The following is a 15,079-nucleotide window of genomic DNA, read 5'->3' as shown; positions in this document are numbered from 1 at the left end:
TTCATTTTCGTGCCTCCCCGACGCTAACGGTACTAATACGGCGCTGAGAGCCGTTCGTGTCCTGCAGTATCCAGTCATAAGGATCATCAGATAGGGTGTTGAAAGTTAACTGCATGGTCAGTTCAAGGCGCAGTAACGCCTGACTCAGCGAAGCGCTAATAATACGCCCCTCCAGCGGCTGCCAGTTTTCGGCGATAATCATCGGCTCCACGAGCTCACGGTATTTTCCTCGGTCCAGCATCGGTAAATGCTCCGCCAGCCGATCAAGGAACTGCTGAATTGGCGTGGCCGAGGCCAGTTGTAGGTTGTCCAGCACACCTTCAATCGCACGCGTAGGGTCCATCACCCAGCCATCCAGATACGGTTCGGTAAAACCGAGGAAGTAGGCGTAGTCGAGGAACGGCTCCGCTTCGTTAGTGGAATTCAGATAGCGCCAACCCACGCCGGCCATTTGATTATGGAGCATTGGCCCAACAGCCGTCGGTACAGCATCTTTGGTCAATGGCTCATTACCGCGCAGGGTATATTTATCCTGCGCCAGCACTGAGGTCACGCTCATTAAAAATGGCTGGCCGCGGGTTCCACTCAGCAGCGGTTCCGTTTCTACGGAGCTGATCAAGGTGCGCAGCACACGACTGGGCAGGTCGCGTTCGCTGCACAGCGGCGACTGCTGGCTAAGGCCGGCTTTTTCCACCTTCCACAGCCCCTCTTTAGCCCAGAACGAAATTTCAGCCGGCAACCTTTTTCTGGCCCCGGTGGACCCAGGTAGCATCTCCGGCCTTAGCAGATCGACCAATGCCGTCTTAGCGATCGGCTCCCCCATTCGTCTGTTCAACACACGATCGATCATACACAGCAGACGGATCTGACTTCCTGCACCGGTGTTGTTTGTGATTGCCACTAGAAAATGTTCCTCTGAAATTGTTCTAACGTCACGGCACCCTGATCGACTTCCCACCAGCGACGACCACGATAGCCCGGCTCCTGCAGCTGTTCAGGGGCGACGATAATTCGGTTGATGCTGGCAAAAACATCCAGCTCAGGCAGCGCTTCCCCGGGAAGAACCAGCACCAGTTCGTGCCAGCTGTTATTCTCTTCATCAGGCGCCAGCGAGCACCAGAACGGTAACCCTGCGGGCAGCACCGCGCTCAGCAGGCTCAGCGTGCTCTGGCTTGCCCGGATCGCCTGTACCTGATGACCGGCCAGCAGGCGCGCAATCCAGTCAGCCCACTGGCGCAACAGTAGTCGGGTGGTCAGGTTGGTCTGATAGCGAACGCGCCGATCATTTCCGACTGCCGCATGCTGCGCATTGCCGACAACATGAGAGACCCGCCCAAGCGTTGGAGTAAACGGTGGCCGCCCCTGCTCACGACATGCAGGGCACCCGCCACACGCCTGCTCGGGAACGTAGCCGTCAAGGGTATAAAACTCCGCTAACTGCTGGCACAGCGGGTTAGACAGATCGTTTAACCATTCGCTTAGCACGATAAAGCCGCGCTGGCGCATGGAGAGTTCATGTGCACGATGCGCCTGAATACTTGCTTGCCACTGCGTTTCGTCGAGATGCCCGTCACGGCGAACGGAAACCTGAATACGGCTGAAATAGTTGTCGAACCAGGACTGTACCTTCTCATCATCACGCTCGTCCGCACTGATGGTGCTCAAGTCCGGCGCGGGATAGGCGATATCTATAAACCCAGCTCGCTGCATCAACAGCAGCGTGCGCAGGTTCCAGTCGACGTTGCCCTGTGAATCCATACGGATATCGTGGTGCTTAGCCCATAACGGCACTGTAAAGAGGCCTGGCCGGTGCTGCTCACGCAGTTGGTGCATTTTCGACCAGCGCAAGAAACCCTTACCAGCACCAATCAATTTGGTGCGATTTAAGGTACGCGCCACCCGCAACTGCTGATGGTGGAAAATAATCTGGGCAACAGAAGCGTTGCCATCACGCCCGCCACGACCACTCTCTTGATAGAGGCGATCGAAGTTCTCCGGCACCGCCACATGCAGCACTGTACGGACATTGCTTTTGTCCATCCCTACGCCGAAGGCCGACGTAGCGATCATGATATCCAGCGCATCGTCACGCCAAGCATGAATCAGCCCTTCGCGTTCGTGCATTGGGGTGGCGCCATGGAATAAACCGCAGCGGCGGTAGCCACGTCCACGCAGGTACTGATGCCAGAACTTCGCCTGCTCCACTTCAGTGGTGTAAATAATCATCGGTGCCGGCAGACGAGCGATGGCCGCTTCCACCTGAACGAGATAATCGTCATAGTCCGCGGCTTCGCTGACAAACCAGGCGGGCTCCGGGCGCAAAAAACTACCGTTAATATCAATAACGGCGTCCGCACGTGAACTCGCAAACAACGCCTTTAATGTATCTTGCGTACTTTGGCTGAAAGTCGCAGACAGCAGAACCACTTTAATGGGTTCCGGTGAGGTCGCCATCAGCGACTTAACCAGCGGCGCCAGCAGCTGGAACTCTGGGCGGAATTCCGCCCCCCACTGATCGATCAGGTGCGCTTCGTCCACCATCACCGCGCCAAGCAGGCTGCGCTGGGCCAGTGAAAAGAGCAGCAGCAGCAGCCCGCCGGTTGCCGCTTCCGGGGAGCAAAACAGCACCCGCTGCTCGCCCGCGGCCAGTCGCACCTTCATTTCGCTGCGCGCCTCGAGGCCAAGCCCGCTATGCCAGACGTAACTCCCGCCGTGATCCTGACCTGCCCGCTGCATCACCTCTTTCGCCCGCAACGCTTGTTCAATCGCCAACGCCACGGTGGGGACAATCACCAGCGTCAGGTGCCGACGGGGTGATGTCAGCATCTGGGCATGAATAACAAAGGTTTTCCCCGCCCCGGTAGGCAGATTCACCAACAGCGTCTTATCCTGCGGGCTGGTCAGTACCGTACGCACCGCCTGCTGCTGCCCGACGGAGGTGTAGTGCGTGTAACGCGGATCATTGAGTACGGCGGGGAGAATAGTATCCAGGGGGGGAGACTCAAGAAAACGGCGCTTTTCTCCCTGCCATACCGCGAGCAAATTAGCATCCAGCGCTTCATCCCCCCGCTCCAGCAGGAGTTCGCCGGGATAATCCCGATGCCGGCACAGGCCAAAACGGCTCAGTGCGGCATTTTCCGTTAGATGCCGATACGGAAGCATTAACGGAACCAGACCATGCACCCGAGCGCACTGCAAAGCATCATAGAACGCATGCAGGCGGTCGCTCTCTCCAGCCTCATCATCGTCCAGACAATACAGGAGGCGGGTAAAAAATTGCCCGCTAATCCCGTCTTTTTCATCGTGCTCGCCGTTCAGCACCGCACGGAGTTGTAGCCACTGAGTATCCATTTATGCGTCCGTTTACAACATGTCCCGGGTACACAGCACTATCGCTTTCATGGCCAGCAACTGATGGCGCACGGATTGATCGCCGTAGGATTGCTGCAGTTGCTGGTAGGCCTGCTCTTTCACGGCAAGGACGGTGGCCTTCCAGTTGAACGGTTCAAACCAGTCCGGCATTTGCGTCCACACCTCTTCACGCAGGTTGATATCCTGAAACAACACGTTGCCGTCCTCATCGTATGGCTTATCCAGCAGGGAAACGACAATCTGTGGTTCAGCGCAGTTCCCGCTGTCGTCCAGCCAGAATTGATTCACCACCGGGCTGAAGCGCTCATCGCCACAGCGCTGCGCCGTCAGAGAATCCTCCCCGTCGTGCTTCGCTTCAGTTAACCACTGGAAATGGAAATAGGTGCGCGGCTGCTTTAGAGGGAGCGAGGTCAACACCCGCAGCAGCGCCATCGTGGCGCCTCGTGGATCGGCCTGCATTAGCTGCCAGACCGTTTCCACGAAGGGCTGACCATAGCGTAATGGATACACCAGCTTTTGGCTGCTCGCCTCCGTGCGCGACAGGCTCATCATCGCTGTCGATGGCGGATATCCTTCCGAAAAGTCTAGCCCGATCAGGCAGTTGTCGATGAAGGTTTTCACATCGACCAGCGTCTGGCGCTGATTCTGTCCGCGTTCAAAGCACAGGCGGAAACCACCCTCTTCATATTTCTCACGTTTGAAGCCCAGCGCGTTGCGTATCCACCTCAGCATATCGGCAGCCTGAGCATCGGCATCTTCTTCTTTACCCGCCAGTTGCTCGGAGAACTCACGAGCCGCAATCACCTCGTGCTCCATCGACAGCAGGTTCTCCTGCGCCAATACCCGCTTACGTTCCTGATTAACAAAGCCGTCTTCACCAGCCAGATGTGCGATTTTCTCACGGAATACCTCAGGCCCCTGGCTGACGTAGTCTCGCCAGACGGCATCGAGTTGTTCCGTCAGAACAAACTGCAGGCTGGCAACGCTGCGCTTGAACAGACCGGTCCCCTCATCCAGGAGCGTCAACCAGTCGGCAGTCAGACCTTCACGCTCCGGCAATAGCACCAGACTTTTCACAGGTTTAACGTGAAGGTTACCGCAGTAACGGTTAAAACGCCCCAATCGCTGCTCAAACCGGTTGAAGTCGCGGCTTAGGCTGTAGTGAATGGCCAATCGACGCTTGCCGTGCAGGTTCAGTCCATCCTCACCCCGTTTATCGCAAATCAGCACCTGCCAAGTGCCATCCAGCAATTCCGTTTGCATAAGCACCTCAGGCGTATGACGGACGACCTGCCAGGGTGCTTGGATAGCCAGTTTGGTGGCCAAGTGTGCCGCTTCCTGATTTTCACCGCAGAAGATCACCGCTTTACCCTCTGGATTGGTTTCAAACCAGTGGGTTAAGCACGCCATTAATACTGTATCTTTTACGCGTTGCTCCTGCTGAGCCACTTCAATAATTTGTTCGAGGAAACGGAATTCCTCGTCGCTACCGGCACCAATGGTCTGGCACTCTTTGGCGCGACGAGATAGCGTCAGCGGACTGAGGAACAGTGCATCCACCCAGTCAGTCAACGTATCCGCATTCTGATACCGATAACGTTCAGGGTTGCGCAGAGAAGCCTCGCGGTAGGCTTCAAGGATTTCATCCAGCGTGATCTGCTCGGCGCTGACCGGCCAGGTGACTTTTTCCAGTCCATCCAGCCCTGGGAACAGGCAGATGAGCGAAGGATCTTCTCGACGATTGCGCAGCAGGCGGTGAAACAGGCGATAGTGCTCCCCGATCCAGTAGCGAAGTGCAAGGATGCCTTCCGTTCGTTCTTCACTTTCGTCAGTCGCAAAGAAATCCACGTGTGGGCGTAACGCGTCGATTAACTCCTGCAAGCGAGCATCGTCCGCGAACAAATCACTCAATTCATTCAGACTTTCTTCCAGCATCATGTTCGGCGTTTCTGGCGTCAGGGCGCTATAGATCCCACCTAATCGCTCACGTTCGGACACACGCTGTATAAACTTCTCGATGCCCAGTTGGTTGAGTTGCCATGCCTGTGGGCTGATACAGTGCAGCATCGCCAGGAAGTTACGCTCGTTACCGTGCATCGGCGTCCCGGACAGAATCAGCACGATGTGCGCCTGATGGCACAATGCCGCCATCGCATTATATTGCGTGCGCTCCCCAGCATCTCTGGACCATGCGAGCGCGGCTAACTGATGCGCTTCGTCGATCACGACCAGCGTTGGACACCAGTCGAGCAGTTCCGGAGCGTCTATCTCATCCGGCTGGCACATACGAATCTGATGATGTCGTCCACCCCGCATCACATCCTGCAGCGCAAAGCGGTCGATCAACTCCTGCATCCACTGCCCGTGCAGGGCTCCAGGAACAACGACCAGCACCCGAGCATCAAGTTTGCACTCCAGCACGTGTTCACGGATTACAAACCCGGCTTCGATAGTTTTGCCCAGTCCGACTTCATCGGCCAGCAGATATTTAGGATTCGGATCCTGCAAAATCCGCCTGACAACCGCAATTTGGTGCGGCTCTATCTCGACGCGACTGCTTATGAGAGAAGACATTGAACGACAGGCCGCCCGTTGATTAATCCAGGCGCTAATAAATCGCTCCCTTAGCGGGTAGAAATAGGGGGCGTCATTTGAACGTGCCGCCAGAAAATGAGCCGGATTCATTGCCTGCCCCTGCCCATAATTGGGGTAGTACATCTCCGCCATATCAACGACCGCATTATCTCCCGTACGGATAATCAGTAGGTGCTTATTGCCGGGCCGAGGCCCGCCATAACGGCCTCTGGACCAGATGCCGCTATCGGGAGAGCGAAAATAAACGGTGCTTTCCTCATATAGCGTCGCTGCCGTAAGCGCGCGAACCTCCACCTCCTGATGGTTAACCTCCTCTTCTAAAGGGGAGTAGAACCAGGCTATCTCTGCACGCTCAGTAGAGAGAATACTAATAATTTTAGCAATACCGTCAAATAATGGCGATATTACTAGGTCACCTTCAGAAAACGCGCCAGTATGTGTAGTCATTATGATTTTTAAGTAGTCAGGAAGTGAAAGTAATTCGCAAAAAACGAATAAATCTATAATGAATATACGGCGAATGAGCCAATGAAGCAAATCTGCTGGAAGGAGAGGCCGGGCCACTACGTAAATTGGTAGGTGATCTCGATCACAAATTTTAGATATTTAAATCAATCAGTTAATGCCATCATATTAAATAAAGTTAAACAATTCTTATATACACCCCCACTAATTCCACCATGAAATTATTTCATTAAAAAATAAAGCCTCCATTTAACAATATGAGGCTTTAGATTTTACTTATATCTTAAATGTCAGCGTTAGCTACTTTAATATAATTGGTTACCAGATAATCAGTAACCAAAGATATATCTTTTGAAAGATTTTGCAGTTCATTCCATTTACGAACAATAGGCTGACCATCAACATCTGTGCCGAAGTTCCACACGCCACTACTCCATGCACAAAGCGGCTTAATACGGTTTAACTCTTCGACAAAACGAGTATAGGAAGGGATCTCAGTCCAGCCTGGTTCACCTTTATAGTCCTGATGAACCTGATCGATTTCATCCATCAAGCTGCCAAGCGCAAGAATACCAACGCCATGTAACAAGCGGGAATAACGAGGCTTTTTATCCCAGTCATCAGTAAACACAGTTTCCACCGCCGACCAGAAGTTATTCAGCAGTTTCACCATCTTCCCTTCATCCCCCAACCCTGTCGCAGGGTCACGGAAGCGATACAATGCTCCCTCACGAAGACTAGCATCGATCATTTTGATCATCGAGTTGTCAGCAATAACCCCATCAGGATTGGTCGCCGTTTTGATGCGCCCTGCGAGTGGACCTTCGCCGAAGTTCAGTCGTTGAGTTAGCAGTGAAGGAAACTTGCGCATTTGCAGATCGGATGGCAAACGACCGTGGGTATGCGGTGCCAGTTCGTATAACAACGTTTTTGGCAACGGTTTTGTGGAGTTAACCAGCATGAACTGTTCACGCTGTTCTTCCGCGTCATTAGCAATGAAAGCGGAGACCGGCATCATAAATGAGTCGATTTCCGCATCCCGCAAAGCAGCGGTACGTTGTTGACCATCCACAATAAAACCTGGCTTCTCAAAATCCTTATCTTCGGAGAAAGGTATTATCAGATGTCCCATATCGCCATTATCTGTAAGCGGCTCAAAACGCACACGCTTATCAAAAGCGATAATCACCGGGTTTGGTATCATCGGATTTGCGCTCTCAATGTAGCGCTGAATTTCGCGAATATGGTTACGTACTTCTGGACGCTGATAACCAACCAGACTCTCTTCGCCACGACGGATACGTGAAATTGCTGCAATTTTGCTAATTTGTTTACCTTCTATCGCAAGGCTATAGAGTTGCCTCTCCTCACCCTGTCGGATTCGCAGGGCGGGAACACGATACTCACTCATGACAGTTCCTCTGAGCGTAATGACAATGTGTGCTGTAAACGGTTGTACAACACCTGAATATTATGGAAACCGCGGCGACGGTTGCGTTCTGCTCCACGGAAAATGATGACGTTGATACCGATAGCCTGGCAAATATTGCATTGGCACTGTTTCCAGGGACGTTCACCCAGTGTGCGTTCATAATCCGCACGGATTTTATCGGCCTCTTTTTCACCTGAATGCAGGCGTTCATAAGCCAGTACTGCCCCAAGAGTTTTCTCAAGGGACAAAGCCCCTTTATCGTATTCGAACAGGGCATTCATGGCATCCTTTTCCAGATGCCGAGCAATATCCTGATCAATCACGCCAGATTTTATTTTGCGACTCAAACTTGGATTCGCATCAAACTGAGGGACACGCACAGCGGTATAGGCCGGGCCATCGGGCATATGGTAGTTATTTTTTCGATCTTTGAAGGCCTGCTGAAGCGGTGTAGTCGAGTCAATACTGGTCACACCAAACTTGATAAAGTCGGCGAAACTCTCTGGACGGGCAATACCAAGCAAGTGAACACGTGTATCACTTTTCAGCAGAGGTTTAATCTCTTCGAGAGTCTCAAGGATCTGCGCCGTTTTCAACGGCACCATCCCCCCCATGGTGATATTTTTGTATCCCATGGCCAGCAAGGCCTCTACAGACTGACGGTAGGAGGTTTTGCTCCATCCATGTGCAACGCCAAAGGCAGTGAAACAGGACTTTTGAGACTTGTTCAAAAACTCTTGAGCCAGGGTCAGCGTAATATCCTGGCGTCGACGACATTCAGCCAACACTTCGCCACTGAATACCTCACCAGGTTTCTCATAGCCAAAAACGATATGATCGAGAGAAACGCCATGGTTAAAGCGAGAAGTTTCGTAGAACTCAATCACCTCTTCCACACGGTATGGCGGGACATCCTGATTAACATAGGTGAAGGCTCCGCAATCACCCATAGTTTCCATATTTTCCGGCAGGCGGAAAAAATGCTTCATTCCATTACGGAAGTAACGCAAACGCTGGGCACGGGTATATTTGCTCTCGCCACCGCCAAGACCATCGACTACAGCTTTAGAAACCAGCATACCATCGTAAGGATGAGGAAAAACCTCATGCGGATAATGATCGTCACGTTGGCGCACGCGATGTTCGTTACGTGTTTCGCGGAGGAAGTCGAAACTGGGATCGATAAAATCCTGACTATCAGGGAAAAAATACTTTAGCTTCGACAACTTACTCTCCTGTGACGCCACTGCAAAGCCTCAAAAAGCTGGGGATTCTACCATGAAACCCAGGCAAGTAGCATTAAGGTTTAGCCTCTCTCAGGACCTTAAACTCAGCCCGAAAACGTTTTTCCTCAAATGAATTTCCCGAGTCACGAAATTCACGCAACGCATGTGTTGCACTGATACCAGGATTTTGTTCCATAAGTTTTAAAATGAAAGACTTAACTTCCTCCGGGCTACGACGAATTCCTTTTTTCACTTCACGCTCAGGTAACGCCTTGAATTCTTCTATTAACTTCTGAGATAACTCATTTAAATCATTGAGTTGTTTTGACGTAAATTCTTTCACAATGTATTTTGCCACGCTGATATTAAGCATAAGCATATTGCATCTCAACCACTGAGCTATATTTTGGTTGGTTTTGAAAAGGTATGCATTCAGCCTACTATTAATTTTTTTGGAAGTTATAACAATCAGTTGTTTTTTTGCATCAACCAGATACTCAAGACCATTAATGATATCCAGTTCAATTGCATTAATATAATCTGGAGAACCACAAATAATATAATAGTCTTTTTTTCTTTTTTTCATTAACTCTACAATAGATGTAGGATGCTTAGATTTAAAAATAGATCTATTGGTTATTTCTTTCCACCATGTTCTATGAAAACTTTTCCCTACATATTCTTGAGAATACAATGGTATTGATTCGTCATATCCAACAGCAAAGGTCGCTTTATAAGGTACAACATTATCTTTATGGTGAAGGAGACCTAAACCAGCAGAAAGAACCCATAAATCAATAGGATAATTATCTAAAATAGCTTTAGCCGTCGCCCAGTGCCCACCTTTATAAAGATCCTCTGTACATATAGTTACAGATGTAGAAATGGCTTCATTCAGAGCATTGCACCAAGAATTCATGAGCACATCTGAAGGGATTCGGCCTGATGAAAATTGACTCAGACTCAATATATCCCTACTACCGTAGTGTTTGCCGTTTGTACATGTTGTTATTAAGTTGATGTTGCTCACAATCGCCCCCCCCAGAATCGTGTTACACAAGCTACAGGAGAAAAAAGGGGATGACAAGAACGGAGTCATCAGTCCCTGAAAAAATTTTCAGGGACTGATGTTAGTGAGAAATATACTCGAAATACTCATCTTGAGAATGAGCACATTTTTGGCATCGCCTCAGAATACCTTTTTCCTCAAGAGAGAGACAAAAATTTCGACATGACTCAAGAAGGACATCAGAATTTTCATCTTTATTTAAAGAAATCAAGGCCCTAGCAAGAGTGTCATAACTAAAACCTCCCGTTGAGTGCGATACAATGCTCATCGCAAGTTGGGTATCGAAAGTTTTCATAGTGCACCTCTGAGTCGCCAGAATAATACAGTTATAAAAAAGTATGGGTTATAGTTCAAGCTGGCTTTTCAAATTCGAACATAGCAAGCATCAGGAATTAGATTACTTGCCAAAGTCATAAGGACTAACTTCCCTTTCCCTATTCATATCCAAAAAATCAGCCCACCACTGCAGCATCAGCCTGCGCTCATCCAGATGTTCAGCCTTATGAATATAAGCCGCACGCACTGAGTTACGCTCCATATGGCTCATCTGCCGCTCTACTGCATCCCTCGACCACAATCCCGATTCTATCAATGAACTACATGCAATCGTCCTAAAACCATGCCCACAAACTTCCGTTTTTGAGTCATAGCCCATCACTCGCAAAACCTTATTCACCGTATTCTCACTCATGGGTTTACGCGGATCATGATCACCTACAAAAATCAGTTCTCGATTCTCACTAATGCTTTTAATCTTTTCCAGAATGTCTAGAGCCTGCTGCGACAAAGGAACAAGATGTGGAGTCCGCATCTTCGAACCTCGATGTGAATGCTTTACCCCTTCAATCGCTTCTCGCTCAGCTGAAATCGTTCACATAGATGTTTCAAAATCAATCTCTGACCAACGAGCAAAACGCAGTTCACTGGAACGAATGAAGACAAGGAGCGTTAGTTCAACGGCAAGACGAGTCAAAGGCCTACCGGTATAACTATCAATACGCTGAAGGAGTTCAGGAGTTCGCTTCAACTCCAATGCAGGTCGATGCTGCTGGTTACTTGAAACAACGGCACCAACCATCTCCTGCGCGGGATTGTAGTCAAGTAAACCGCTCTGCACGGCATAACGCATAATTACGGTAGTTCGCTGTTGCAGTCGTGATGCAACCTCAAGACGTCCAGACATCTCTACGGCTTTTATTGGGGCTAACAAATCCCGTGTTTTAAGTTCGGCAATATTACGTTTGCCAATAGCTGGAAAAAGATTGTCCTCCAGACTTTTCAGTACTCGTCGGCTATGTTCTTCCGACCACTTTTTATTCGTTGCATGCCACTCAACTGCAAGCTGTTCAAAAGTGCGAGCGTCTTCTTGCTCAACCTTATCGCTTTTCTTTTTGTCTCCCGGATCGATGCCGTTTGCCAACAACTTACGAGCCTCATCACGACGAGCTCTGGCATCTGCAAGAGAAACTTCAGGATATACCCCTAAAGCCAACATCTTTTGCTTACCTGCAAAACGGTACTGCAAACGCCAATACTTAGAACCATTAGGATGAACAAGCAGATGCATACCACTACCATCGGTCAGCTTATATTGCTTACCCGTTGGCTTGGCTGTTCTGACCTTGATATCTGTTAACGCCATGCTTATCCCCTCCCTGTTGGTACAAGCATTATCGAACCGGAAATACCATCATCTATACCAACATCTGTTGGTAGATGTACGTTGAAGTCGGTTGACCTTGAGAGAGTTAATATAGCGGGAATGATGGGTAAATACTGGATTTCAGGCATAAAAAAAGACCTCAGTTGAGGTCCATTTACATACTTATGGTGCCGAAGGCCGGACTCGAACCGGCACGTATCTCTACGGTTGATTTTGAATCAACTGCGTCTACCGATTTCGCCACTTCGGCACTGAAGGGGTATGCGGAAACGTTGTGGATTATACCTGTCGCTGGCCGCCATGCAAGCAGTGCTGCACGTAAGTCTCGTTAAGTGCTGAATTTTTCAGCGTTCCCCTTTGCTCTGCCCTGCCCACCTGACAAGCCCTCCCTCACTTCACATATTCAGTAAATCTATCGCTCTACGGTTTACATCATCTTTCATTTGTTATGTGATCCAGTTACGGGTTCTCGTACCCATCTCCCTTTGCACTAGCAAACCGTAACCAGGAAAACGTATGCGTTTTTACCAGGTCGATCCTGCGCTGGAAAACTACTGGCGGGGCGTGATCCTCTTTGGGAACAACTTCGCCACCTACAAGTTTGCGCTGGCCCATGCGCTGTACGACGTCGAGCGCAATAACACGCTGGTGATGCTGGAAGATTTAGCTGTGCCGTTCAGCAAACATATCTGCGAGCATCTGAAGCTAGCGCCAAAGCAGACGCTCAATATGAGCAAACAGGGGCCATTTTTAACCGCAGCCGTCCAGTACAACAACGGTGAGATTTCGCATAGCCAGCTGATTCAGGCGACGGTGAAACACGGCTTTAAAGTGGTGCTGGACGCCTTTCATAACGTCAGCGGCAGCCAAATTGATAAGCAGTTTTTTATCAACGAGGTACGGAGCAGCCAGGGCATTCGTCTGACGGATGATTTTTACCGGCTGACGGAGACATCGCAGTTTCACAGCCTGATTCATGAAACCGATGCCCGCTGGCGTCTGGTCGAGAAAGCCTGGGAGATGAGCCTGCCTGCGCAACTGCTGGACGTGCATTTCGATCCACAGCAGGAAACGCTATTTACCCAGCTAGCCAACAGCCGCATCACGCTAACCAACTGCCGTAACAGCCTGAACTGCTACCAGAAAGGCCATTGCTTCTACTGCCACGCCCCTGTCAGCCTCGAAACCGGTCACCCGCTGCTGGCGGATGTCGATCATTTCCTGCCGCTGGTTGCTCAGCATGGTATGCCGGGGACTAACCTCAACGGCGTCTGGAACCTTGTTCTTGCCTGCCAGAGCTGCAACCGGGGTGAACAAGGCAAGTTTGCCAGAGTGCCACACATCGATCTGCTGTACCGGCTCCACGCCCGCAATGAATATTTCATTAACAGCCGCCTGCCGCTGCATGAAGCAATCATCAACCAGACGGGTAATAATGAGGCGAAACGCAGAGCATTTTTAAACGACAGGTGGAACGAGGCGCATGCCTGCCGCCTGCAAATCTGGCAACCGCCTGTGCAGAAGGAACTGATTCTCTGATGAACTCCAGTTATTACCAGATTCACGCCCAAACGTTCTTCGAAGGCACGGTAAACGTGGATATGTCCTCGCTGTATGAAGCGTTTACCAGCCGCCTGCCTGCCCACGCAAAAGTGCTGGATGCAGGTTGCGGCTCCGGGCGGGACGCGCTGGCCTTCACGCAGATGGGCTACCAGGTCGATGCCTTCGATGCGTCTTCTGAACTGGTGGCGCTGGCACGGGAGCATAGCGGCCTGCCGGTGAAGAAAATGACTTTTGCTGACGTAGAGGCCGGTGAAGAATACGGCGGCATCTGGTGCTGCGCCTCGCTGCTGCATCTGCCTTATGCGGAGCTACCCGGCGTAATGCAGAAGCTGGCGGCGGCCTTAAAACCCGGTGGCATCTGGTACTTTTCGTTTAAATATGGCGATAGCGAGCGCGAGAAGGATGGCCGCAGCTTTACCGATATCAACGAGGCAAGGCTAACAGCCTTGTTAAAGGATCTGCCCGATCTGGAGATAGCAGAGCAATGGCTCACCCGCGATGTTCGCCCCGATCGCGATGAGATATGGCTGAACGTGATACTTACTCGTCGCTAACCTACTCACCGGAGCTATCAACCATGCCCAACCCCACCACGTCCCCCCTCAGAGTTGCCATCATCGGGCCGGGACAGATCGCCGAGAACGTTCACGCGGCTTACTACGCTACCAATCCATTGCTGATTTTGGTGGCGGCCTGCGGGCGCGACCTGGCGCGTACTCGGGCGTTTGCGGATAAGCTCGGCATTCCGGCGGCGTATGACGATGTCGGGCAGATGCTGCGTGAGGCGAAGCCGGAGATCGTCAGCGTTTGCTCGCCCAATATTCTGCACTACGAACACGTGATGCAGGCGCTGGAGGCCGGTTGCCATGTGCTTTGCGAGAAGCCTCCGGCGATGACGGTGGCACAGGCCGACGAAATGCGGCGGGCGGCGCAAAATGCGAATCGGGTGCTGGCCTACAACTTCCACCATCGCTTTGCGCAAGACAGCGCCCTGCTGCGCGAGCAGGTTCAGGCCGGTGAGCTGGGCGATGTCTATGTCACCACGGCCAAAGCGCTGCGCCGCAGCGGCGTACCGTCGTGGGGGAATTTCATCAGCAAGGATTCACAGGGCGGCGGCCCGCTGATCGATCTCGGCATCCATATGCTGGACGCCGCGCTTTACGTGCTCAGCTTCCCAAAGGTGAATCGGGTGATGGCCCACAGCTTCCGCAGGCTGGGCAACAGTAAAAACAGCGGTCAGTTTGGTGAGTGGGACCCGGCTCTTTATACGGTGGAAGACGCGCTGTTTGGCGTGGTCGAGTTCGAGGGCGGCGGCATTCTGCGGCTGGACACCTCCTTTATCCTCAACGTGGAAGAAACCTCGCAAATGAACATCGAGTTCTGCGGTGAACGCGCCGGTGCCACGCTGTTCCCGGCCCATATTTACCATGATCGAGACGGCAAGCTGGAAACGCTCCAGCGCCGCGAAGCCGCCGACGACCGTCGTCATTTCCGCGCCATGGAGAGCTTTGTGCGCCGTGTTCAGGGCGAGGCGGCAATGGTGGCCGATGCCGAACAGGGTTATGTCGTGCAGCAGATCGTCGCCGCGCTTTATGCTTCGGCTGAGCAGGGCGGTGGCTGGGTAACGCTTTAGCGCGTCAGGGCACATTCCACCAGGTTCCAGTCTCGCGCAATGTTCTAAACTGGTTGCAGAG

General features: G+C 51.5%; 9 protein-coding genes, 1 tRNA gene and 1 pseudogene. 3 read left to right on the top strand and 8 right to left on the bottom strand.

The features are described from left to right. Position 1 precedes the first annotated feature (1 nt). From dpdG to JT31_RS14915, 8 genes and pseudogenes are all read right to left on the bottom strand, one after another. Positions 2 to 901: a protein DpdG gene (dpdG, locus tag JT31_RS14955; protein WP_038478695.1), complete on the bottom strand. Its 900-nt coding sequence runs from the start codon at positions 899 to 901 to the stop codon at positions 2 to 4. Continuing rightward, positions 901 to 3,351 carry a protein DpdF gene (gene dpdF, locus JT31_RS14950; protein WP_038478692.1) on the bottom strand — a complete coding sequence of 817 codons (2,451 nt, stop codon included), beginning with the start codon at positions 3,349 to 3,351 and terminating at the stop codon, positions 901 to 903. Before dpdF ends, dpdG begins: the two co-directional genes overlap by 1 nt. A 12-nt stretch (positions 3,352 to 3,363) precedes the next feature. After that, entirely contained in the window at positions 3,364 to 6,414 is a 3,051-nt protein-coding gene (dpdE, locus tag JT31_RS14945; protein WP_038478687.1) for a protein DpdE, read from the bottom strand. A 301-nt stretch (positions 6,415 to 6,715) separates the two neighbouring features. Further along, positions 6,716 to 7,843 (bottom strand): DGQHR domain-containing protein DpdB, encoded by a 1,128-nt coding sequence (gene dbpB / locus JT31_RS14940; protein ID WP_038478684.1) that lies wholly within the window; start codon positions 7,841 to 7,843, stop codon positions 6,716 to 6,718. Then, complete coding sequence (gene dpdA / locus JT31_RS14935) at positions 7,840 to 9,090, bottom strand: tRNA-guanine transglycosylase DpdA (protein ID WP_038478681.1); 1,251 nt, start codon at positions 9,088 to 9,090, stop codon at positions 7,840 to 7,842. Before dpdA ends, dbpB begins: the two co-directional genes overlap by 4 nt. 73 nt (positions 9,091 to 9,163) lie before the next feature. Further along, complete coding sequence (locus JT31_RS23980) at positions 9,164 to 10,120, bottom strand: hypothetical protein (protein WP_235212876.1); 957 nt, start codon at positions 10,118 to 10,120, stop codon at positions 9,164 to 9,166. 436 nt (positions 10,121 to 10,556) lie between these two features. Beyond that, positions 10,557 to 11,801, bottom strand: a pseudogene (locus tag JT31_RS14920) (tyrosine-type recombinase/integrase). A gap of 186 nt (positions 11,802 to 11,987) precedes the next feature. Further along, positions 11,988 to 12,072 (bottom strand) — tRNA-Leu (locus JT31_RS14915). A gap of 266 nt (positions 12,073 to 12,338) precedes the next feature. Here JT31_RS14915 and JT31_RS14910 point away from each other — a divergent pair. From JT31_RS14910 to JT31_RS14900, 3 genes are read left to right on the top strand one after another with little or no spacing between them, the layout of a single operon-like run. Beyond that, positions 12,339 to 13,361, top strand: a complete 1,023-nt coding sequence (locus JT31_RS14910) for an HNH endonuclease (RefSeq protein ID WP_038478678.1) — start codon at positions 12,339 to 12,341, stop codon at positions 13,359 to 13,361. Continuing rightward, the gene (locus JT31_RS14905) at positions 13,361 to 13,939 is read left to right on the top strand and encodes a class I SAM-dependent methyltransferase (protein WP_038478676.1); all 579 of its coding nucleotides are present in this window, start codon (positions 13,361 to 13,363) and stop codon (positions 13,937 to 13,939) included. The genes JT31_RS14910 and JT31_RS14905 overlap by 1 nt, the downstream gene beginning before the upstream one ends. Before the next feature lie 23 nt (positions 13,940 to 13,962). Then, entirely contained in the window at positions 13,963 to 15,018 is a 1,056-nt protein-coding gene (locus JT31_RS14900; RefSeq protein ID WP_038478673.1) for a Gfo/Idh/MocA family protein, read from the top strand. The last annotated feature ends 61 nt before the right edge of the window (positions 15,019 to 15,079 follow it).

Origin of the sequence: Cedecea neteri (genome assembly GCF_000757825.1) — a bacterium.
Classification (GTDB): Bacteria; Pseudomonadota; Gammaproteobacteria; order Enterobacterales; family Enterobacteriaceae; genus Cedecea; species Cedecea selenatireducens.
This window is presented reverse-complemented; position numbering and strand designations above follow the sequence as displayed.

What these genes read in the sequence shown, in the direction of transcription:
- JT31_RS14905 (WP_038478676.1), top strand. Translation starts at nt 13,361, where the DNA reads ATGAACTCCAGTTATTACCAGATTCACGCCCAAACGTTCTTCGAAGGC.
- dpdE (WP_038478687.1), bottom strand. Translation starts at nt 6,414, where the DNA reads ATGACTACACATACTGGCGCGTTTTCTGAAGGTGACCTAGTAATATCG.
- JT31_RS14910 (WP_038478678.1), top strand. Translation starts at nt 12,339, where the DNA reads ATGCGTTTTTACCAGGTCGATCCTGCGCTGGAAAACTACTGGCGGGGC.
- JT31_RS14900 (WP_038478673.1), top strand. Translation starts at nt 13,963, where the DNA reads ATGCCCAACCCCACCACGTCCCCCCTCAGAGTTGCCATCATCGGGCCG.
- dpdF (WP_038478692.1), bottom strand. Translation starts at nt 3,351, where the DNA reads ATGGATACTCAGTGGCTACAACTCCGTGCGGTGCTGAACGGCGAGCAC.
- dbpB (WP_038478684.1), bottom strand. Translation starts at nt 7,843, where the DNA reads ATGAGTGAGTATCGTGTTCCCGCCCTGCGAATCCGACAGGGTGAGGAG.